The sequence below is a fragment of the Micromonospora sp. NPDC004551 genome (assembly GCF_040609975.1).
In the GTDB taxonomy this organism is placed as follows: domain Bacteria; phylum Actinomycetota; class Actinomycetes; order Mycobacteriales; family Micromonosporaceae; genus Micromonospora.
Genome location: NZ_JBEXLM010000011.1, coordinates 1 through 19,259, shown reverse-complemented (window position 1 = coordinate 19,259; position 19,259 = coordinate 1). Strand labels below are relative to the sequence as shown.

Here is a 19,259-nt window from a genome sequence, read left to right as displayed (position 1 = left end):
CGCGATGCTACTGACTCACGCTCTGTCACGCGGACCCTCGTCCGACCGGCCAACCTCGCCCACCCGTTCGGCGCTTTCCTCCTCGACCGTCGCTGTGAACCTGGTACAACGTCGGGGGTGGATGCAACGAAGCTCCGCCGGGCCATCGCCCGGACCCGGCTCGCGCCGGTCGCCGCCTTCCCCAAGCGCCTGGCCCGGGTGGCCCGGCACGACGCCCGCGTCCTGCGCACCTCGGCCCGCTGGCTGCTCACCTCCCGGGAGCACCACAACTACACGTACGAGCTGACCAAGCTCAGCCGGCACCACCTCGCCTGGTTCGTCAGCGTCGTCTGCGACGTACCCGTCAAGCAGGTGCGCGCCTGGTTCGCCGAGATCGAGGGCGACGACAAGCTCCGCGCCCACATCGAGGCCGCCACCGCCGCCGCCTCCCGCCGCGGCCTGGCCGACCGGCAGGTCCGCTACGCCCGCCGCATCGGCTGGTACGCCATCGTCCGCGCCCGCAAGCCCGCCCACGTCGTGGAGACCGGTGTCGACAAGGGCCTCGGCAGCTGCGTCCTGGCCGCCGCCCTGCTCCGCAACGCCGCGGAGGGCCACCCCGGCCGCCTCACCTCGCTCGACATCAACCCCGAGGCCGGTTACCTGGCCCGAGCCACCCCGTGGTCCGACGTGGTCGACCTCGTCATCGGCGACTCGGTCGCCTCGATCGGCGCGCTGGAGCGACCGGTCGACCTCTTCCTGCACGACAGCGACCACAGCCGGGTGCACGAGCGCAGCGAGTTCGAGGCCGTCGAGCCAAAACTCGCCCCCGGGGCGGTGCTGCTCACCGACAACGTCACCGCCACCAACGTCCTCGCCGAGCACGCCGAACGGACCGGCCGGCGGTTCCTGGCCTACCGGGAAACCCCGGCCCGGCACTGGTATCCGGGGGACGGCATCGGCGTCGCCTGGTGACGGCCCCGTCTTAGCTTTCGCTTAGCCCGCTTGTCCGGCTCCCACCGGTCCGGCAGCATCGACCGGCGTGACCGACGGCAGCGCTCCCCGCCGCCCCCTGCCCACCGCCGGCGAGCGCCCGCCCACGCGGGCCGGCCGCCGCCGCGCCCCGGCCGTCCCGCGCCGCTGGCTCGCCGCCGGCGGCCTCGCCGCGCTCGCCGCCGTGGTCGGCGTGACCCTCGCGGTACGCGGCGGCGCCGCCCCCGCCTGCGCCGCCCCACCGCCGCGCGCCCTGCCCGCCGGTGTGCTCGCCGCACCGCCGCTCGGCGGCACCGTCCACACCGGAAAGGCGACCTACTACGACTCGAAGGGCGCCGGCGGCAACTGCTCCCGGCCCGTCCCGCCCGCCGACCGGCTCTACGTTGCCCTCGGCCCCGGCGAGTACGCGTCCGGGGCGTCCTGCGGCGGCCACCTCGACGTGACCGGGCCCAGGGGCACGGCCCGGGTCGTCGTCATGGACCAGTGCCCGGAGTGCGAACCCGGCCACCTCGACCTCTCCGCCGAGGCGTTCGCCCGGATCGCCGACCCGGTGCAGGGCGTCGTCAAGGTCAGCTACCGCGCCGTGGTCGACCCGCCGTTGCCCGGCCCGCTCACCTTCCGCATGAAGGAGGGCGCCTCGCAGTGGTGGTTCGCCGTCCTGGTCGGCGACCACGGCAACCCGCTGCGCGCCGTCGAGGTGCGGCAGGGTGGTTCCTGGCGTGCCACCGCCCGCGAGGACTACAACTACTGGCTCATTCCCGCAGGCGCCGGGCCCGGGCCGTACACCATCCGGGTCACCGACGCGTACGGCCACCGCGCCACCGCCACCGGCATCCGGATGCTCCCCGGCCAGGTCCAGCGCAGCACGGTCCGGATGTACGGCGCCGGCACCCCGACCCGGTCGGCGAAGCCCAGCCGCTCGCCCTCGGTCCGGCCCAGCGCCCGGCCCATCGCCTCCGCCACCCCGTCTTTCAGCATCTCACCCGGCAGTCCCGCGGTTCTGGACGCGGCCGCCGGAGCACCGGCCACCGCCGCCCCGGTCCCCGCGGCCTGCGGCTGACCGTTCCCTGCGGCCGCCCCGACCTGGCCCGGCGCGGGCCCGGCCCGCGTCCGAGGCGACGGTCAGGCCGCGGAGGCGCCCAGGTCGAGCCACATGAAGACCTCGTCCCGGTCGTCGCCAGGGGCGAGGCGCAGGGCGCCGGGCAACCGCCCGACCTCCCGGTACCCGAGCCGCTCGTAGAACCCGCCCAGGCCCAGCCCGTCCCGGAGGGTCACGTGCAGCGCCGCGAGGCCCAGCTCCCGGCCGATCCGCTCGGCCTCACGCATCAGCGTCGCGCCGTAGCCGCGCCCCTGCGTGCCGGGGTGCACCATGACCCGCTTCAGCACCCGCCAGTGCGCCTTCAGGTGGAACCGGTTGCCCGCGATGATGAGGATGCCGACGAGGCGATCCCCCTCGTACGCGGTCAGCAGCCGGTCCGGCCCGTCGGCGATCCCGGCGAAGGTCGCCTCGGCCATGGGCCGCACGTCGGCCTCGGTCACCGGGGCGACGAAGCCGACCGCCCCGCCGGCGTTGGTCACGTCCACCCAGAGGGCGATGATCTGCTCGCGCAGCTCGGAGGTGAGGTCAGGGTCGAGGACGAAGCGCAGGTTCACGCCCGCCATCCTGCGCGCGACGACACGACGCGAACCCGCGTTCGTGACCTTCACGACATCGGACCAGTGCGGGAGAGGGGAGTCGAACCCCCACGTCCTTTCGGACAATAGGACCTAAACCTATCGCGCCTGCCTGTTACGCCACTCCCGCAGACCCGCTGAGTCTAGTGCGTCGGGCCTCCAGCGTGGTGAGCCCAGCCTCCCGGTAGGACTCCCGCGATGCGCTCAGTCGAGGCCGAGGTCGCGGCGCAGCTTGGCGACGTGCCCGGTGGCCTTGACGTTGTAGAGCGCCCGCTCGATCTTCCCGTCCTCGTCGACGACGAAGGTCGAGCGGATCACGCCGGTGACGGTGCGGCCGTACATCTGCTTCTCGCCGAACGCGCCGTACGCGGTCAGCACCGCCTTGTCGGTGTCGGCGACCAGCGGGAAGGTGATGGCGTCCCGGTCGCGGAACTTGGCCAGCTTCTCCGGCTTGTCGGGGGAGATGCCGACCACCTCGTAGCCGGCGGCCTGGAGCGAGGCGAGCGAGTCGCGGAAGTCGCAGGCCTGCTTGGTGCAACCGGGCGTCATGGCGGCCGGGTACGCGTACAGGATGACCTTGCGGCCGCGCAGGTCGGCCAGGGAGAGGGTCCCGCCGCTGTCGGTGGGGAGGGTGAACTCGGGGGCGGGGTCGCCGGGGCTCAGGCGGTCGGTCATGGCGCAGACGATACCGCCGCCGTCGGCTCCGGGGTGGGTGACGACGCGCCGTTCGGGTGATGATCACCATGGCTTGTTGCAAGGGATTGGCAACAACGGTCCGCCGCAAATAAGCTCAGCGCGTGGAAACCCTGGCGATGCACATCTCGAACGGGATCATCGACGGTCCCGTCGCGGGGGCGTTCGCGGCCCTCGCGCTGGCCGCGCTCACCTTCTGCGTGCTGCGCGGGCGCCGTGACCTCGACGACCGGCTGGCCCCCATGGCCGGCCTGGTGGCCGCGTTCATCTTCGCCGTGCAGATGCTCAACTTCCCGATCTTCACGGCCGGGGTCAGCGGCCACCTGCTCGGCGGCGCCCTCGCCGCGCTGCTGGTCGGCCCGTGGGTGGGCGCGCTCTGCGTCGCCGTGGTGCTGGTCGTGCAGGCGCTGGTCTTCGGCGACGGCGGGGTGGCCATGCTCGGCCTCAACATCACCAACATGGCGCTCCTCGGCACCGCCGCCGCGTACCTGCTGATCGCGCTGCTGCTGCGGGTGCTGCCGCGCACCAGGGCCGGGCTCGCCGTCACGGCCTTCGTCTCCGCGCTGGTCAGCGTCGTGGTGGCGTCCCAGGGGTTCGTGCTCCAGTACTGGCTGGGTGGCACCACCGACCTGGGCGGCAACCTGGCCGGGCTGGCCGGCACGATGGCCGGCGTCCACCTGCTGATCGGCATCGGCGAGGGCCTGATCACCGCGACGACCGTGGTCACCGTCGCCAAGGTGCGCCCCGACCTGGTGTACGCCCTGCGTGCCCTCAAGCCGGCCGTGCCGGCTCCCGCCGTCCCGGTCGCCGGAGGTGCCCGATGAGCAAGCGTTCCTGGCCGTTCGTGCTCGGTGGCCTGCTGGTCGCCCTGCTGCTGGCCGGCGTGGTCAGCAACTACGCCTCGGCGCACCCGGACGGGCTCGACTCGTCGCTGCTCAAGGGCTGCACGGTGAACGCCGACCACGAGATCACCGGCGGCAGCTGCCCGGCGCAGCAGGCGAAGGACCACGAACTGGCCGACAGCCCGCTCGCCGACTACGGCGTGCGCGGGGTGAGCAACGGCTTCCTCTCCACCGGCCTGTCCGGGGTGCTCGGCGTGCTGCTCACGTTCGCCGTGGGCGGTGGCCTGTTCTGGCTGGCCCGCCGCCGCGGCCCGGCGACCGACCCGGCGGGCGGCGCGGGCGACCCGACCGCCGGCGACCCGGCCACCGACGACCCGGCCACCGACGAGCGGCGGGCGCGCGCCGCCGGCACCCGCTGAGCCCCGGATGGGTGCCGGTCACGCCCACGTGCTCTACCGCGAGTCGTCCTCGCCGGTGCACCGCCTCCCGCCGGAGGTGAAGATCACCGCGATGGTGCTGTTCACCGTCGCGGTGGTCGCCACGCCCCGGGCCGCGTACTGGGCCTTCGGCGGCTACGCCCTGCTGGTCGTGGCCGTGGCGGCGCTGGCCCGGGTGGGGCCCCGCTGGCTGCTCGGCCGGGCGCTGATCGAGCTGCCGTTCGTGCTGTTCGCGTTCGCGCTGCCGTTCTTCGGCACCGGCGAGCGGGTCGAGGTGGCCGGGCTGAGCCTCTCCGTCGACGGGCTGCACGGCGCGTGGAACATCCTCGCCAAGGGCACGCTCGGCGTACTCGCGTCGCTCCTGCTGGCGGCGACCACGACGACGCGGGACCTGATCGTCGGCCTGGACCGGCTGCGCTGCCCGCAGATCCTCACCCAGATCGCCACGTTCATGCTGCGCTACCTGGACGTGCTGGTGGGCGAGGCCCGGCGGATGCGGGTGGCCCGGATGTCCCGGGGCGACGACCCGCGCTTCCTGTGGCAGCTCCGCGGGTTCGCGGCCGGGGTCGGCGCGCTCTTCCTGCGTGCCTTCGAACGGGGCGAGCGGGTCTACCTGGCCATGGTCTCCCGTGGCTACACGGGCCGGATGCCGGCGGTGTGGCAGGGCGGGGGCGCGGCCACGGCCGGCCAGTGGGCGGCCGCCGCGACGGTGTCGGCGATCGCGGCCACCATCGCCGCCACCGCGCTCGTCCTGACATGATCGGGTACGTGCAGCAGCCGCCCTCCCTGGACGTCCGTGGCGTCCGGTATGCGTACCCGGACGGTCACGTCGCCCTGCACGGGGTGGACCTGACCGTGCCGCGCGGCGACCGGGTGGCCCTGCTCGGGCCCAACGGCGCCGGCAAGACGACCCTCGTGCTGCACCTGAACGGCATCCTCACCCCGACCGAGGGCACGGTCAGCGTGGGCGGCCTGACGGTGAGTCGGGAGCGGGACACCCTCGCGGAGATCCGCCGCCGGGTGGGCATCGTCTTCCAGGACCCCGACGACCAGCTCTTCCTGCCCACCGTCGCCGAGGACGTCGCGTTCGGGCCGGCGAACCTGGGGCTGCGCGGGGCGGAGCTGGCGGCCCGGGTGGACGAGGCGCTGGCCGCGGTCGGGATGGCCGAGCACCGGGACCGGGCGCCGCACCACCTCTCCTTCGGACAGCGCCGCCGGGTGGCCGTGGCCACCGTACTGGCCATGCGCCCGGAGATCCTGGTGCTGGACGAGCCGTCGTCCAACCTCGACCCGGCCGCCCGCCGGGAGCTGGCGGAGATCCTGCGCGGCCTCCCGGTGACCCTGCTCATGGTGACCCACGACCTGCCGTACGCGGCGGAACTCTGCACCCGCTCGGTGATCCTGGACGCCGGCCGCATCGTCGCCGACGCACCGACCCTGGAGCTGCTGTCCGACGAGCGCCTGCTCGCCGGGCACCGCCTGGAACTGCCCTACGGCTTCGCGCCCCGCCCGTCCTGACTCCCGCGATCCTGCACCTCCGGCCCGCGCGGACCGGGACGGAAGCCGCAGCTCCGGGGCCGCAACCGCAGGATCAGCGGGGGACGGGGACCGGAGGGGTGGCCTGGGCGGCGCGGGAGGCGGTGCGCAGGCGTAGCAGCCCGGCGGCGACCGCGCCGAGGCCGGTGGCCAGCGCCAGGGTGACGAGCACGCGGGCGAGGGTGGGTGGGCCGGCGACCGGGGCCACCGAGCGGGTGAGGACGGCCAGGTTCGAGATGCCGGCGAACAGGGCCAGGCACGCCCCGGCCAGGGCCAGCGCGAAGTCGGCGGCCGGGCGGCGCGCCAGCGTGTAGGCGCCGGCGGCGAGCGCGCCGAGCCCGGTGAGCAGCGTCCACGTCTGCCCGGTGAGCAGGTCGAGGAGCACCCCGCCCGCGCCGGCCGCGCCGCTGTCCACGGCCTTGCCGACGGTGAGCGCCACGGCCGCCGCCCCGCCCAGGGCGAGCAGCGCGCCCACGCCGCGCAGCGCGCGGACGCCTGCGGCGGTCCCGGCCGGGACCAGACCGGCCGCGCCGATCACCAGGAGACCGAGGGTGGCCGTCACCCACCACGGGTACGCGTCCGGCGGCGGCACCCAGTCCAGCGTGCCGCGTACCTCGACCGTGCCCGTCCCGGCGCGCAGCGGCACCACCCACTCGCGAACCCGCTGCACGCGGTCGGGTCCGGCGGCCACCTGGGCCGGCGGGTCCGACTCCAGCCAGAGCGTCCGCTGGTCGTGCCAGCGGGCCGTCGGGCCGTCGGAGATCCGCCGCCAGACCGGCGCGGCGGCCGGGTCGGCCTCGGGCGGGAGCTGGGTGTTCCCGGCGAGGGTGCGGTTGAGGTAGGTGGCGGGGGAGCGGGTGTTCTCGTACACGCCGCCGGGGCCGATCCGCAGGTACGGCTCGCCGGAGTAGCCGAGCACCTCGACGTCGGCCGCCGTGCGGTTGGTCAGTTCGAGACGGGCGCCGGCCTCGACCATCCGGGCGGTGAGCCCCGGCCGGGCCGGGCCGATGCCGGTGACCTCGGCCCGGTAGTCGGTGCCGTCGGGGGCGTCCGCGCCGTGCGCGGCGGCCGGGCCGGCGAGGGTGAGGAGGACGGCGAGGGCGGCGGTGACCACCAGCGCGGCCCGCCGCAGCGGTGCCGGGATGAACAGCGGTGCCGGGATCACTTGCCGGCCGCCTCCACGGCCGCCCGGATTCCCTCGGGGCTGCGGTCCTGGACGTCCTTGCCGTTGACCCGGATGGTCGGGGTGCCGGTGACACCGGACTTGCTGGCCTCGTCGGTGACGTGCTCGGTCCACGTCTTGTACTTTCCGTCCCGCACGCAGGAGGCGAAGTCGTCCCGGTTGAGCCCGACGCCCGCGCCGAGCCCGATGAGCTCCTCGTCGCTGAGCCCGGCGCTGCCCTCGGCCGGCTGCTGGGCGAAGAGCTGGTCGGTGAACTCCTTGAACTTCCCGCCCTGCGCGGCGCAGCCGGCGGCGGCCGAGGAGCGGGTGGAGTACTCGGTGGTGGAGAAGCGGTTGAGGAAGGCCACCGGGTGGAAGTTCACCCGGATCTTGCCGTCGCTGATCAACTGGTTGATCGTCGCGCCGCTGGTCTGCTGGAACTGCTTGCAGACCGGGCAGAGGTAGTCCTCGTAGAGGTCGACGGTGACCGGGCCCTCGCCGAGGACGACGGCCGTGCCGGGCGGGTTGGAGCCGGGCGGGGTGTTGAAGGTCTTCGACTTCTGGCTGGAGAAGACCGCCCAGCCGATCAACCCGGCGATCACCAGCACCGCCACGGCGGCGACGGAGGTCCAGATCGTGCGGGTGCGCCGCTTCTCCCGGGCGATCTGCGCGCGGACCATCTGAGCCGCGTTCTTCCGCCCCTTGCGACTACTCATCGTCGACCTCCACGGTGTCGCCCGCCAGCCAGCCGTCCACCGAGAACGGGGTGCGGGGCCAGCTCAGCAGGAACCCGGCCAGTACCAGGAATCCCAGGTCCCGGAGGATCTCCGGGAGATAGCTCGGTGCCTGGCCCGCGGCGAGCTGCCCGCCGCTGCCGAAGCACCCGCAGTCGATCGCCAGGCCGCGCGACCAGGCCGAGGCGATGCCGACGATGAAGACCACCAGCAGCGCGGCGGAGACCCCGGCCACCACCCGGGTGGCCAGCCCGACGAGCAGGAGCACGCCGAGCGCCAGCTCGACGAAGGGCAGCGCGGCGCCGATCACCGTGGCCAGCTCGTACGGCATCACCTGGTAGGCGTTGACCGCCCGGCCGGACGCGGCCAGGTCGTCGACCTTCGAGGCGCCGGCGACCAACCAGACGGCGGCCAGGCCGAGGCGGGCGGCGATGCCGAGCCAGGGCCGGACGGCGGGCCAGCGGCCGGACCGGGTGGGGTGTGCGGTCACGGTCGTTGGTCGCTTCGGATCCGAGGAAAGTTCCACGATCAACCGGTCAACGCGTCGCCGACGGCCTCGACCAGCTCGTCGCGGGCCCGCGCGACCCGGGAGCGGATGGTGCCCACCGGCACCCCCTCCACGGCGGCGGCCTCGGCGTACGACAGGCCGAGCAGCTGGGTGAGCACGAACGCGGAGCGCCGTTCGGCGGGGAGCCGGCGCACCAGGTCGGTGGCGCCGAGCTGCCCGGACGGGTCCGGGTGGGGCCGGTCGGTGACCGCGTGCGCGGCGAGCCGCGCGTCCAGCCGCCGGCGGCGGACCACGGTGCGGAGGTGGTCGGCGCAGGCCCGCCGGGCGATGCCGAGCAGCCAGGTCCGGGCGGTGGACCGGCCCTCGAAGCCGGGCAGCGCCCGGAATGCCCGCAGGTACGTCTCCTGGGTCAGGTCGTCGGCGCTGTCCGGGTCGACGAGGGCGGCGGCGAAGCGCCACACCTCGGCCTGGGTGGCCCGGACGAAGGCGGCCTGGGCCACCGGGTCGCCCTCCCGGGCGGCCAGTGCCCAGTCGGTCGCGCTGTCCCGGGCAGCCTCGTGCGCCGCCGCCGCGGGGCGGCCGGCGGAGGTGTCGCGCGGGGCGGGGATCACGACAGACGAGGTTACGCGGCGTACCTGTGCCGGACAGGGTCCTTCGGCCCACTACGTGGTCCCGCCCACGCCGGGAACTTTTCCCGCCCGCCCGCCGACTACCCGCCTATGAGGTGCGACGACGTACGCGTGGCGCTCTCCGCCGGGCTGGACGGGGAGGATCCGCGGGTCCCCGCGGCCGCCCTGGCGGGGCACACCGCGGCCTGCCCGGGCTGCCGGTCCTGGCTGGCCCGCGCCGAGCGGGTCACCCGGCTCGCCCGGTTGCAGGCGGTGGCCGTACCCGATCTGACCGCCCCCGTCCTGGCCGCGGTCGCCGCGGACCGGGCGGCGGCGGAGGACTCCGTCGCGGCCACCCGGCGGGCCCGTCGGCAGGTGCTCCGGGTGGCGGTGGCCGTCGCCGCCGTCGCGCAACTCGCCGTCGCGCTGCCGATCCTGCTGGCCGGGGCGGGCATCGACGCCGACCCGCACACCGGCCGGGAGATGGCCTCCTTCGACGCGGCACTCGCCGTCGGGTTCGCCCTCGCCGCCTGGCGGCCCGAGCGGGCCCGGGCGTTCCTGCCGGTGGCGCTGGTGCTGGCGGTCTGCCTGGCCGGGACCAGCGCCGTCGACATCGCCGCCTCGACCACCGCCCTCGTGCACGAGCTGGGTCACCTGGCCGCCGTGGCGCAGGCCGGGCTGCTCTGGGCGTTGGGGCGGGTGAGCGGGGAGGCCGAGCACCGGCTGCCCACGGCGCTGGCGCCGGGGCGCGGATGAGGTCGGGTCGCCGGTCGCCGGTCGGTTCGGGAAGCATGACGGTCATGACTGCTGCCGTACGCCGCCGCCCCGTGGCCGTCGCCGACCGGCCCTGGGCCGCCCGGCTGGGAACCGCCGCCGGACTGCTGGTCACCCTCGTCGCCCTGCTGCTGGCCCCGGCCACCCCGGCCAGCGCCCACGCGGTGCTGGTGAGCAGCAGTCCCGCCGCCTCGTCCGTGGTGCCGAGCGCGCCCGCCGAAGTCGTGATCACCTTCAGCGAGGGGGTCCGCAAGGTCCCCGGCAAGGTCCGGGTGATCGCGCCCGACGGCTCCCGGGCCGACCGGGGTGAGCCGACCTTCAAGGGCGCGGTGGTCACCATCCCGGTGGACCCGTCCGGCGCCCGTGGCACCTACCTGGTCAGCTACCGGGTGATCTCGGCCGACAGCCACCCGGTCTCCGGCGCGTTCACCTACTCGGTCGGCGCGCCGTCCACCCCGCCGACCGACACCGGCACGGACACCCGGGCCAACCCGGTGGTCGGCAACGCGGTCAAGGTGGCCAAGTACCTGGGCTACGTCGGGCTGCTGCTGCTCGTCGGCCCGGCACTGGTGCTGGCGGCGTTGTGGCCCCGCCGGCTGTCCCGGCGCGGCCCCGCCCGGCTCGCCTGGTCGGGGCTCGGCCTGCTGGCCGTGGCCACCCTCGCCGAGCTGTGGCTCCAGGTCCCCTACACCAACGGCGGCGGCCTGTTCGACGTCACCGGCACCGGCTTCGGCGACGTGCTGGGCAGCACCTACGGCACCGCGCACCTGGTCCGGCTCGGCCTGCTCGCCGCGGCGGCGTTCCTGCTCCGCCCGCTCTTCGCGGGGCCGGTCGGCCGCACCGACGGGCTCATCCTGGCCATCCTCGGCGGGGCGGCGCTGTTCACCTGGCCCCTCGCGGGGCACCCGGCGGCGTCGCCCGCGCCCGCCGTGTCGGTGGTCGTGGACGCCGTGCACCTGGGCAGCATGGCCGTCTGGCTGGGCGGCCTCGTGATGCTCGCGGTGTTTTTGCTGCGCCGGGCCGACGAATGGGAACTGGACGCGATCCTGCCGATCTGGTCGCGCTGGGCGGCGCTGGCGGTGGCCGCGCTGCTGCTGGCCGGCACCGTGCAGGGACTCATCGAGGTGGCCACCCCGAAGGCGCTGATCGACACCACGTACGGGCAACTGCTGCTCGCCAAGATCGTGCTGTTCGCGGCGGTGATCGGGGTGGCCGCCTACTCCCGGGCGCTGGTGCGGCGGCGCGCCGCCGCGGGCCGCCCCGGATCGATGCGGCGGGCCGTGGTGGCCGAGCTGGCGATCACCGCGGTGGTGCTCGGCGTGTCCGCGACGCTCGTGCAGACCACCCCGGCCCGCACCGCCTCCGCCACCGTGGCCGGAGCACCGGACAACTTCTTCTCCACCACGCTGAGCAGCCCGCTGTACTCGCTCCAGGTCGAGCTGGACCCGGCCGAGACCGGCAGCAACTCGCTGCACCTCTACGCGTACACGAAGGACAACCGGCCCCAGCCGGTGCAGGAGTGGAAGGCCACCGCCGCCCTGCCGTCGGCGGGCATCGAGCCGATCACGATCCCGCTGCTGCCACTGACCGACAACCACGCCTTCGGCGAGTTCAACCTGCCGGCGGCGGGGCAGTGGCAGCTCCGCTTCACCGTCCGCACGTCCGACATCGACCAGGCCACGGTGACCGCCACCGTGCCCGTCAAGTAACGGAAGGCTCGCCCACATGATCCGTCTCCGGCGCCCCGCAACCGCCGCCGCGCTCACTCTCACCGCCGTGGCCGCGGCCGTGCTCGGCCTGGCCGGGCCGGCCTCCGCGCACGTCACCGTGAACCCGAAGGAGGCCACGCAGGGCAGCTACGGCCGCTTCGCCTTCCGGGTGCCGAACGAGAGCGACACGGCGTCGACCACCAAGGTCGAGGTGAACCTGCCGGAGAACGCTCCGGTCGGCTCGGTCTCCACCATGCCGGTGCCCGGCTGGACGGTCGCCGTCGAGAAGCGCAAGGTCGACCCGCCGATCGACGTGCACGGCAGCCAGCTCACCGAGGCGGTCGCCAAGCTGACCTGGACGGCCGCACCGAACGGCGGGGTCAAGCCGGGCGAGTTCCAGGAGTTCCCGGTGTCGATGGGGCCGCTGCCGCAGGTCGACCGGATGGTGTTCAAGGTGCTCCAGACCTACTCGGACGGCAACGTCTCGCGCTGGATCGAGGAGCCCACGCCGGGCGCGGAGGAGCCGGAGAACCCGGCGCCGGTGCTCACCCTGACCGCCGCCTCGGCGTCCGCTTCGCCGGCCGCCAGCGCCCCGGCGGCCGCCGCCGCCGATGACGACGACGACGACGCCGACACCGGCGCCGCCACCGCGCTCGGCGTGGCCGGTCTGGTCGCCGGCCTGGCCGGCCTGATCCTCGGCGGGCTGGCCTTCCTGCGTACCCGCCGGGAGCCCGCCGCGAAGTCCTGACCCCACGCTCGCGCCGCCGGCCCGTCGGATCTTCCGGCGGGCCGGCGGCCTTTCCGTGGTCCTTCGGTCGCATGCCGTGGATATCCGGCGATTGTGTGGCCGCCGTCGGTAAGGTCGGCCGGGGTACTTCGCTACCGAGGGGGACGACGCGAATGCGTTTCGTGCGCACGATCGCCGGCATGCTGCTGTTGACCGTGGGAATTCCGGCCCTGCTGGCGGGTGCCGGGCTGTGGCTCGCCGCTCGGCACACCGACCCGGACGGCGGCTTCGGCGCCCGCCTCGAGACGATCCGCACCCCCGCCCGGGCGGTCGTGGTGACCGACGTGGACGCCGTGCTCCGCGCGGAGGCGCCGGTCGCCCGGTCCGGGCAGGCCCGGCTGCGGCTCACCGCGCGGACCGCCGACGGCCCCGCCTTCCTCGGCCTCGCCCCGACCGATCAGGTGCGACGGTGGCTCGCCGACGTGCCGCACGCCACCGTGCAGCGGGTCGCGCTGGCGCGGGGTCCACTGCCGGTGCGCCTCGACCCGCCCACCGCCGGCACCGCGACCCCCGTCCCGCTCGGCCAGGACCTCTGGGTACGCGAGGGGATCGGCTCTCTGGAGTGGAGCCCGGCCGAGGTGGCCGGCCGGTCGCTGAGCCTGGTGGTGATGCGGCCGGACGGGCGCGGCGACCTGGCCCTGGACCTGCGCGCCGAACTGCGCGCCGGCTGGTTCCCCGGGGTGGCCTGGGCGCTGCTGGCCGGCGGGACGCTGCTGGTGGTCCTCGCCGTGGTGCTGCTGCTGCGCCCGGTGCGCCCGCGCGAGGTGGTCTTCGTCGTCGAGCCGGACCAGGTTCCGGTGCTGGCCGGCCGGCTGGGCGTCAGCTCACTGAGCGGGCTGGGCCGGCAGCCGGAACCGTCCACCGTGCCGGACCGGCAACTGGTCTCCGTCGGGTCGGCGCCCGCCGGGCGGTCCCGCGCGGCCATCGGCCCGGTGCCGAGCCGGCGGCCGGAGAGCCTGGCCGACCTGCCCGCCGACCCGGAGTGGTCCTGGCCCCCGGTGACCGCCGCGGGCTCATCCCGCCCGATCCGGCCGGCCCCGCCCGCCGACGAGTGAACCCGGCATTACGGCGGTGGCCCTCCGCGCTGCCGACGCGGAGGGCCACCGTCACCGGGGGATCGGTGCTACCTGGGAGAAACCTGAGGTAGTTGAGACCAGATTAGCGCCGAACGGCGCTTGTCGCGAGTTCTGTCCAGTTAGTGCCCGTTTCCGGCGGGAGCGGCAGCCCGCTCCGGCGCCGGCCGGCGGGTCGGCAGGACGACCAGCAGCAGCAGGCTGAGCAGCACGTACGCGTTGCGGACGACGAACTCGGCGGGATCGTCGGTGCGCGCCGGGGCGACGCCCCAGTCCTGGAAGGTGACCACCCCGTAGACGATCACGAAGCCCGTGCCGGCGGCCAGGACGAGCAGCCACCGCCACCGGCGGGCACCCGCCACGGTGGTGCGGTCGGCGTCCAGCGCCGCGTCGACCAGTACCACCACCGCCGGGATGAACCAGTACAGGTGGTGGGTCCAGGTGATCGGGCTGACCAGCCCGCCGACCAGGCCGGTCAGCGTGAGGCCGGCCAGGGCGTCCCCGGCCCGCGCCGCCCGCGCGGCCCGCCACAGCCCGTACCCGGTGACCAGCAGGACGAGCAGCAGCCAGGGCAACTGGCTCGGCTTGTCCGGCGCGGTGATCCGGCTGAGCAGGCCGAACAGTGACTGGTTCCCGGTGTAGTCGGTCCGACCCACCCGGTCGGTCGCCCACAGCTCGTGGGTCCAGAACCGCCACGAGTCGCCGGGCGCGATCGCCGCCGCGAGCAGGGTGGCCAGCGTCGCGGTCACCGCCGCCACCATGGCCGCCCGCCAGCGCCGGGTGGCCAGCAGGTAGAGCACGAAGATGCCGGGAAACAGCTTCAGCGCCGCCGCCAGCCCCACACCCACGCCGGCCCAGCGCCGCCCCTGGGGGACGGCGAACAGCAGGTCGCCCAGGATCAGCACCACCAGCAGCATGTTGATCTGCCCGAAGGTGAGCGTCTCCCGGGTGCTCTCCACCGCGAGGACCAGCAGCACGGCGACCGTGAGGCTGAACAGCTTCGGCAGGTCGTGCCGCCGGAGCACGGGCAGCACCAGCCAGCGGGTGGTCACCACCACGCCGACCACGGTCAGCACCGTGAAGATCGCGATGGTGGCGCCGAGCGGCAGCAGCGCGAACGGCCGCAGCAGCAGGGCCGCGAACGGGGGATAGGTGAAGTAGAGCGCGCCCTGGACCCGGTCCGGCTGGACGTAGTCGTAGAGCGGGTGACCGGCCGACCACCAGTCCATGGCCCGCATGTAGATCTTGAGGTCGAAGAAGTCGTGCACCAGGCCGGGCAGGTAGAGCGCGGGCAGCACCGCCGCGAGCGCCACCACCGCGACCAGCCGACGCGCCGTACGCCCGCCCGGATCGTCCTCGGTGACGGCGGGTGGTGCGACGGGTTCGGCTGGCACGGGGAAACCCTAGCGGTCCACCTCGGCCAGGGTGCTTCAGGCGCGGGCGGGTCGGCGGCGCGTAGTCTGTGGCGGTGGCTGATCTTCTCGTCTGGATCGACTGTGAGATGACCGGGTTGGACCTCGGCCGGGACAAGCTGATCGAGGTCGCCGCGCTCGTCACCGACCCCGACCTCAACGTGCTCGGGGAGGGCGTCGACGTGGTGATCCACGCCGACGAGGCGGCGCTGGAGGCGATGCCGGAGATCGTGCGCACCATGCACGCCAAGTCCGGCCTCACCGAGGAGGTACGCCGCTCCACGGTCACCCTGGCCGAGGCCGAGGACATGGTGCTCGACTACGTCGCCAGCCACGTCAAGGACCCGCGCACCGCCCCGCTGTGCGGCAACTCGATCGCCACCGACCGCGGCTTCATCGCCCGGGACATGACCCGGCTCGACGCCCACCTGCACTACCGGATGATCGACGTCTCGTCGATCAAGGAACTGTGCCGGCGCTGGTACCCGCGGGTGTACTTCGGCCAGCCGCAGAAGGGGCTGGCCCACCGGGCGCTGGCCGACATCCGGGAGAGCATCCGCGAGCTGGAGTACTACCGGCGGACCGTCTTCGTACCGCTGCCCGGCCCCGACGTGGAGACCGCCAAGGCGATCGCCGCCCAGCTCTGAGCCCCGCCGGGCGGCCCGGCCGCAACCCGCTGGACGGGGCCCGCAGGGGTGTGGCTATTATTAGTCCGCGCCCCGCCCGGGTCGACCGGCGCGGAGAGCATGGTGGCTGTAGCTCAGTTGGCAGAGCACCGGGTTGTGGTCCCGGTTGTCGTGGGTTCAATTCCCATCAGTCACCCCAGCGGAACCGAAGCCCCCTCCTCCGGGAGGGGGCTTCGGTCATTTCCGGGCGCGACAGCGGCGAGCGGCCCCGTCCAGGTGGAGGGGGCCGCTCGATGCCATCGGATTAGTTGGTCGGCTCGACGCTCGGCTCGTCGGCGGACGGGCTGGTGTCGTCGCCCGGCTCGGCCGGCGGCTCGTACGGCAGGGCGCTGCCCTTGACGTACTCGTCCCAGCTCATGTTCCAGTCGGTCCAGCCGTTGCCGTTCTGGAGCTTGCGCTCGGTGCCCTTCACCGTGATCGGGTCGCCCATGCGGGTGTTGGCGAAGAGCCAGTTGCCGTCCTTCATCGAGACGTTCACGCAGCCGTGCGAGACGTTGGTGCGGCCCTGCACGCCCTCCGACCAGGGCGCGGCGTGGATGAACTCGCCGCCCCAGGTGAGCCGCTGGGCGTAGTCGATCTCGGTGCGGTAGCCCTCCTCGGGGCCCAGCTCCTCCATGGTGTCGAAGACCGTGTGGCGGAGCTTCTCGATCACCACCATGGTGCCGCTGGACGACGGGGTGCTCTTCTTGCCGAGGCTCACCAGGATCGTCTTGATCACCTTGCCGTCCTTGGTGACCGTCATCCGCTTGGTGCGGTTCTCCACGGTCATCACGAACGACGGGCCGATCTTGATGTCGACGGTGAGGTCGGAGCGGCCGTACCAGCCGGCGCCGAGCGGCAGCCCGCCCGCCTGCACCTTGTAGCTGACCGTGCTGTTGGCCTTCCAGAAGGTCTTCGGGCGGTAGTGCACCTCGGTGGGGCTCACCCAGTGCCAGATGCCCTCCTGGGCGGGCTTCGCCGTGACGGTCATCCGGCGCTGGAGGTCGTCGCGGTAGTCCTCCGGGATGGCCCGGCCGAACTTGACGATCAGCGGCATGGCCACCCCGACGACCTGGTTGTCGCCGAGGAAGCTGGTGACCCGGATCTGCTTGCCCGGCTTCGCCATGGTGGTGAAGGTGCTGGTCGCGGTGGCCGGCTTGCCGTCGTCGCCGGTCGCGGTCACCGTGGCCGTGTACGTCTCGCCGTAGGCGAGCGCGCCGTCCGGCAGCCAGCTCTTCCCGTCCTTTGCGAGCTCGCCCTCGACGGCCTTGCCGGCGGAGTCCTTCAGCTCGACGGTGGTCTCCTCCGCGTCCTTCGTCGTGAAGGTGACGGCCGTGGAGGCCGGGACGTCCTTGGCGTCGGCCGCTGGCTCGGTGATGGTGGCCGCCGCCTTCGGGCCCTTCTCGCCGCCGCCCTGCCAGCTCGACGGCTTGTCCCCGCCCTTGTCGCTGGTGCACCCGGTCAGGGCCATGGCGGCGGCGAGCACCGCGGCCGCGAACACGCGGCGTCGCCCGCCGCGCCGGGCGGTGCCGCCCCGGATCAGCTCGTCCTGGCTAGCTCGCATGCTTCCCTCACAGTCGTGGTCCCGGGTCCCATCGTCCCCTACAGACGCACCGGAACGGTTACCCGTTGCCGGACGTGAACCAAAACACCCCGCCCGCGATGTAACAATTTTGATAGCGTGCGGCGCTTTGTCGGGCGGGGTGGTGTCTCCTCACGCCCGACGGACGCGGGCGAACGGCCACCGATGGTGGCGCGCCCGCCCACGTTACGCCTGGTCAGAAGGGCGATTCCTGCCCGCCCGCGGGCACCGGCACGGCGCTGCCCGCGACGAACTGCGACCAGCTCATGCTCCAGGCCGTCCAGCCGTTGCCCGGCTCCAGTCGCCGCTCGGTGCCCTTCACCGTGATCGGGTCGCCGACCAGCGTCTTGCCGAAGAGCCACCGGCCGTTCGCCATCGAGACGTTCACGCAGCCGTGCGAGACGTTCTCCCGGCCCTGCACCCCCTCGGACCAGGGCGCGGCGTGGATGTACTCGCCACCCCAGGTGAGCCGCTGGGCGAAGTCGATCTTGGTGACGTACTGGTTGCGCGGGTCCGGCTCGTCGCGGGTGTCGAAGACGGTCGACTCCTTCTTCTCCATCACCACCATCGTGCCGCTGGAGGAGGGCGTGCTCTTCTTGCCCAGGCTCACCGGCAGGGTGCGGATCACCGCCCCGTTCTCGTAGACGGTCATCCGCTTGGTCGCGTTGTCGACCTTCATCTCGAACGCGCGGCCGATCTTGGCGGTGGCGCTCCGGTCGACGTTGCCGTAGCGGCCGTTGCTCAACGGGATCCCGGCCAGCGCCAGCCGGACGGTGATCGTGGTGCCCGGCTTCCAGTACTCCGGCGCCCGGTAGTACGCCTGCGTGCCGTTGTAGACCCAGTGCCAGGCACCCGGCTGCGGCGGGTCGGTCTGCACGAACATCCGCTTCTGCACCGCGGCGCGGTCCTTCTTCGGGATGCCCGGCGAGAACTCGGCGACCACCGGCATGGCCACGCCGTACGTCTTGCCGCTGAACATGTAGAGCCCCGAGCCGATCATCGATTTCGGCTTGGCCATCGTGGTGAAGCTGCTGGTGCCCTGCCGCGCCTGGCCGTCGGTGCCGGTGCCGGTGACCGTGGCGGTGTACCGGGTCGCGTACTTCAACGGGGCCGAGGGCACCCAGGACGAGCCGTCCCGGCGCAGCCGCCCGGTGACGGTGGCGCCGTTGGCGGCGGTGAGGACGACCTTCGACACCTTCCCGCCGCCCGGGATCTTCGCGCTGATCTCGGTGCTGACCGGGCGCTTGTCGGACCCGTCGGCCGGGCTCACCGTCAGCGTCGGCAGGGCGGCCTGGCTCGGCTCACCCGTCGTGCCCGGCGACGTGGTCGCGACCGCGTCACCCTGCTGCGCGCCGGCCACGAACGCCGGCTTCTTCTGGTCGTCGCCGCACCCGGTCAGTGCCAGCGACGCCGTGAGGACCAGGACGCCCACCATCGCCCCGGACCGCGCGAACCTGCCCATCCCCACCTCTGTTCTCGCGTGCCTGGCGGACATCGTGCCGCATGGGAGCCCGCGTGCTGGGCCCCTCGACCTCGGGGGTGCGAAGTTTGTGGGCTTTCGCCGGTTAAGCTCGACCGAAGGGGGGAGCCCGGTATCGGATTGGAGCCCGGCTCGGCGCGCGTGCTAAGGTTCTTCCCGTTGTCAGCGAGCGCCGCTAGCTCAACTGGCAGAGCAGCGGACTCTTAATCCGCGGGTTCGGGGTTCGAGTCCCTGGCGGCGCACAGTTCAAGTCAGGCCCGGTGCAGTGCACCGGGCCTGACTTTTTGCGGTCACCGCAGGGGCGGGAGACGCCGGTGGTGAAACGGTGCCGCCCCCCGCGAGGGTGCATCGGCGGCGTGTTACCGTTCCTGCCGTTGCCGGCGAGCGCCGCTAGCTCAACTGGCAGAGCAGCGGACTCTTAATCCGCGGGTTCGGGGTTCGAGTCCCTGGCGGCGCACGGTTAGGTCAGGCCCGGTCCTCCTGGACCGGGCCTGACGCTTTTCCGCCCCGGTCATCGCGGGTCACGTCCCGCGGCGTGGTGTAGATCGCCTGGGTGAGGCTCTGTGCGCTGTTCAGTTTTCCGGTTCTCGGTCGGGCTGACAACGAGTCTGGTC

Annotated in this window: 19 protein-coding genes, 4 tRNA genes and 1 pseudogene; 14 read left to right on the top strand and 10 right to left on the bottom strand. The window is 73.6% G+C overall.

Annotation, left to right across the window (positions count from 1 at the left end; all coding sequences use genetic code 11):
* Window positions 1-117: 117 nt before the first annotated feature.
* Entirely contained in the window at window positions 118-951 is an 834-nt protein-coding gene (locus tag ABZW14_RS15305; RefSeq protein WP_355345790.1) for a class I SAM-dependent methyltransferase, read from the top strand.
* 67 nt (window positions 952-1,018) lie between these two features.
* A complete protein-coding gene (locus ABZW14_RS15300; protein ID WP_355345788.1) occupies window positions 1,019-2,029 on the top strand; it encodes an expansin EXLX1 family cellulose-binding protein in 1,011 nt (336 codons plus the stop codon).
* A 62-nt stretch (window positions 2,030-2,091) separates the two neighbouring features.
* Here ABZW14_RS15300 and ABZW14_RS15295 read toward each other — a convergent pair whose 3' ends face one another.
* The 3 genes from ABZW14_RS15295 to bcp all read right to left on the bottom strand — a co-directional run bounded on the left by ABZW14_RS15295 (window position 2,092) and on the right by bcp (window position 3,318).
* Window positions 2,092-2,622: a GNAT family N-acetyltransferase gene (locus tag ABZW14_RS15295; RefSeq protein ID WP_355345785.1), complete on the bottom strand. Its 531-nt coding sequence runs from the start codon at window positions 2,620-2,622 to the stop codon at window positions 2,092-2,094.
* A 67-nt stretch (window positions 2,623-2,689) separates the two neighbouring features.
* Window positions 2,690-2,773: transfer RNA gene (locus tag ABZW14_RS15290), tRNA-Leu, on the bottom strand.
* Window positions 2,774-2,847: 74 nt separating this feature from the next.
* Window positions 2,848-3,318 (bottom strand): thioredoxin-dependent thiol peroxidase, encoded by a 471-nt coding sequence (bcp, locus tag ABZW14_RS15285; RefSeq protein ID WP_355345782.1) that lies wholly within the window; start codon window positions 3,316-3,318, stop codon window positions 2,848-2,850.
* 122 nt (window positions 3,319-3,440) lie between these two features.
* Between bcp and ABZW14_RS15280 the strand changes: the two genes are divergently transcribed.
* The 4 genes from ABZW14_RS15280 to ABZW14_RS15265 are packed head-to-tail and all read left to right on the top strand — an operon-like array spanning window position 3,441 to window position 6,133.
* The gene (locus tag ABZW14_RS15280; protein WP_355345779.1) at window positions 3,441-4,160 is read left to right on the top strand and encodes an energy-coupling factor ABC transporter permease; all 720 of its coding nucleotides are present in this window, start codon (window positions 3,441-3,443) and stop codon (window positions 4,158-4,160) included.
* Window positions 4,157-4,597, top strand: coding sequence for a PDGLE domain-containing protein (locus tag ABZW14_RS15275; RefSeq protein ID WP_355345776.1), 441 nt, complete (start codon window positions 4,157-4,159; stop codon window positions 4,595-4,597). The genes ABZW14_RS15280 and ABZW14_RS15275 overlap by 4 nt, the downstream gene beginning before the upstream one ends.
* Window positions 4,598-4,604: 7 nt before the next feature.
* Window positions 4,605-5,375, top strand: a complete 771-nt coding sequence (gene cbiQ, locus ABZW14_RS15270; protein WP_355345773.1) for a cobalt ECF transporter T component CbiQ — start codon at window positions 4,605-4,607, stop codon at window positions 5,373-5,375.
* Complete coding sequence (locus ABZW14_RS15265; RefSeq protein ID WP_355345770.1) at window positions 5,372-6,133, top strand: ABC transporter ATP-binding protein; 762 nt, start codon at window positions 5,372-5,374, stop codon at window positions 6,131-6,133. The genes cbiQ and ABZW14_RS15265 overlap by 4 nt, the downstream gene beginning before the upstream one ends.
* 73 nt (window positions 6,134-6,206) lie before the next feature.
* On the opposite strand, the gene ABZW14_RS15260 is transcribed toward ABZW14_RS15265, so the two are convergent.
* From ABZW14_RS15260 to ABZW14_RS15245, 4 genes are read right to left on the bottom strand one after another with little or no spacing between them, the layout of a single operon-like run.
* Window positions 6,207-7,295: a hypothetical protein gene (locus ABZW14_RS15260; protein ID WP_355346274.1), complete on the bottom strand. Its 1,089-nt coding sequence runs from the start codon at window positions 7,293-7,295 to the stop codon at window positions 6,207-6,209.
* A gap of 17 nt (window positions 7,296-7,312) precedes the next feature.
* Window positions 7,313-8,029: a thioredoxin domain-containing protein gene (locus tag ABZW14_RS15255; protein WP_355345767.1), complete on the bottom strand. Its 717-nt coding sequence runs from the start codon at window positions 8,027-8,029 to the stop codon at window positions 7,313-7,315.
* The gene (locus ABZW14_RS15250) at window positions 8,022-8,537 is read right to left on the bottom strand and encodes a MauE/DoxX family redox-associated membrane protein (protein WP_355345764.1); all 516 of its coding nucleotides are present in this window, start codon (window positions 8,535-8,537) and stop codon (window positions 8,022-8,024) included. Before ABZW14_RS15250 ends, ABZW14_RS15255 begins: the two co-directional genes overlap by 8 nt.
* 38 nt (window positions 8,538-8,575) lie before the next feature.
* A complete protein-coding gene (locus ABZW14_RS15245; protein WP_355345761.1) occupies window positions 8,576-9,166 on the bottom strand; it encodes a sigma-70 family RNA polymerase sigma factor in 591 nt (196 codons plus the stop codon).
* 108 nt (window positions 9,167-9,274) lie between these two features.
* Between ABZW14_RS15245 and ABZW14_RS15240 the strand changes: the two genes are divergently transcribed.
* The 4 genes and pseudogenes from ABZW14_RS15240 to ABZW14_RS15225 form a co-directional block, all read left to right on the top strand.
* Window positions 9,275-9,919: a zf-HC2 domain-containing protein gene (locus tag ABZW14_RS15240; RefSeq protein WP_355345758.1), complete on the top strand. Its 645-nt coding sequence runs from the start codon at window positions 9,275-9,277 to the stop codon at window positions 9,917-9,919.
* Between the two features lie 44 nt (window positions 9,920-9,963).
* Window positions 9,964-11,646, top strand: a complete 1,683-nt coding sequence (locus tag ABZW14_RS15235; RefSeq protein WP_355345755.1) for a copper resistance protein CopC — start codon at window positions 9,964-9,966, stop codon at window positions 11,644-11,646.
* Window positions 11,647-11,662: 16 nt separating this feature from the next.
* Window positions 11,663-12,394 carry a YcnI family protein gene (locus ABZW14_RS15230; protein ID WP_355345752.1) on the top strand — a complete coding sequence of 244 codons (732 nt, stop codon included), beginning with the start codon at window positions 11,663-11,665 and terminating at the stop codon, window positions 12,392-12,394.
* Window positions 12,395-13,062: 668 nt separating this feature from the next.
* Window positions 13,063-13,488, top strand: a pseudogene (locus ABZW14_RS15225) (hypothetical protein); the annotation flags it as partial.
* A gap of 140 nt (window positions 13,489-13,628) precedes the next feature.
* On the opposite strand, the gene ABZW14_RS15220 reads toward ABZW14_RS15225, so the two are convergent.
* The gene (locus tag ABZW14_RS15220; RefSeq protein ID WP_355345749.1) at window positions 13,629-14,900 is read right to left on the bottom strand and encodes a glycosyltransferase 87 family protein; all 1,272 of its coding nucleotides are present in this window, start codon (window positions 14,898-14,900) and stop codon (window positions 13,629-13,631) included.
* Between the two features lie 68 nt (window positions 14,901-14,968).
* Between ABZW14_RS15220 and orn the strand changes: the two genes are divergently transcribed.
* The gene (orn, locus tag ABZW14_RS15215; protein ID WP_355345746.1) at window positions 14,969-15,565 is read left to right on the top strand and encodes an oligoribonuclease; all 597 of its coding nucleotides are present in this window, start codon (window positions 14,969-14,971) and stop codon (window positions 15,563-15,565) included.
* A 102-nt stretch (window positions 15,566-15,667) separates the two neighbouring features.
* Window positions 15,668-15,743 (top strand) — tRNA-His (locus tag ABZW14_RS15210).
* Between the two features lie 105 nt (window positions 15,744-15,848).
* On the opposite strand, the gene ABZW14_RS15205 is transcribed toward ABZW14_RS15210, so the two are convergent.
* Together ABZW14_RS15205 and ABZW14_RS15200 are read right to left on the bottom strand one after the other, a co-directional pair.
* Entirely contained in the window at window positions 15,849-17,147 is a 1,299-nt protein-coding gene (locus tag ABZW14_RS15205; protein WP_355345744.1) for an Ig-like domain-containing protein, read from the bottom strand.
* Window positions 17,148-17,361: 214 nt separating this feature from the next.
* Complete coding sequence (locus ABZW14_RS15200) at window positions 17,362-18,627, bottom strand: Ig-like domain-containing protein (RefSeq protein ID WP_355345741.1); 1,266 nt, start codon at window positions 18,625-18,627, stop codon at window positions 17,362-17,364.
* 187 nt (window positions 18,628-18,814) lie between these two features.
* Here ABZW14_RS15200 and ABZW14_RS15195 point away from each other — a divergent pair.
* Window positions 18,815-18,887 (top strand) — tRNA-Lys (locus ABZW14_RS15195).
* A 142-nt stretch (window positions 18,888-19,029) separates the two neighbouring features.
* A tRNA-Lys gene (locus tag ABZW14_RS15190) sits at window positions 19,030-19,102 on the top strand.
* The last annotated feature ends 157 nt before the right edge of the window (window positions 19,103-19,259 follow it).

Bases quoted from the DNA above. Each gene is read 5' to 3' on its own strand.
- ABZW14_RS15255 (WP_355345767.1), bottom strand. From the start codon at position 8,029: ATGAGTAGTCGCAAGGGGCGGAAGAACGCGGCTCAGATGGTCCGCGCG.
- ABZW14_RS15235 (WP_355345755.1), top strand. From the start codon at position 9,964: ATGACTGCTGCCGTACGCCGCCGCCCCGTGGCCGTCGCCGACCGGCCC.
- ABZW14_RS15200 (WP_355345741.1), bottom strand. From the start codon at position 18,627: ATGGGCAGGTTCGCGCGGTCCGGGGCGATGGTGGGCGTCCTGGTCCTC.
- ABZW14_RS15265 (WP_355345770.1), top strand. From the start codon at position 5,372: ATGATCGGGTACGTGCAGCAGCCGCCCTCCCTGGACGTCCGTGGCGTC.
- ABZW14_RS15240 (WP_355345758.1), top strand. From the start codon at position 9,275: ATGAGGTGCGACGACGTACGCGTGGCGCTCTCCGCCGGGCTGGACGGG.
- cbiQ (WP_355345773.1), top strand. From the start codon at position 4,605: ATGGGTGCCGGTCACGCCCACGTGCTCTACCGCGAGTCGTCCTCGCCG.
- ABZW14_RS15230 (WP_355345752.1), top strand. From the start codon at position 11,663: ATGATCCGTCTCCGGCGCCCCGCAACCGCCGCCGCGCTCACTCTCACC.
- bcp (WP_355345782.1), bottom strand. From the start codon at position 3,318: ATGACCGACCGCCTGAGCCCCGGCGACCCCGCCCCCGAGTTCACCCTC.
- ABZW14_RS15275 (WP_355345776.1), top strand. From the start codon at position 4,157: ATGAGCAAGCGTTCCTGGCCGTTCGTGCTCGGTGGCCTGCTGGTCGCC.
- ABZW14_RS15205 (WP_355345744.1), bottom strand. From the start codon at position 17,147: ATGCGAGCTAGCCAGGACGAGCTGATCCGGGGCGGCACCGCCCGGCGC.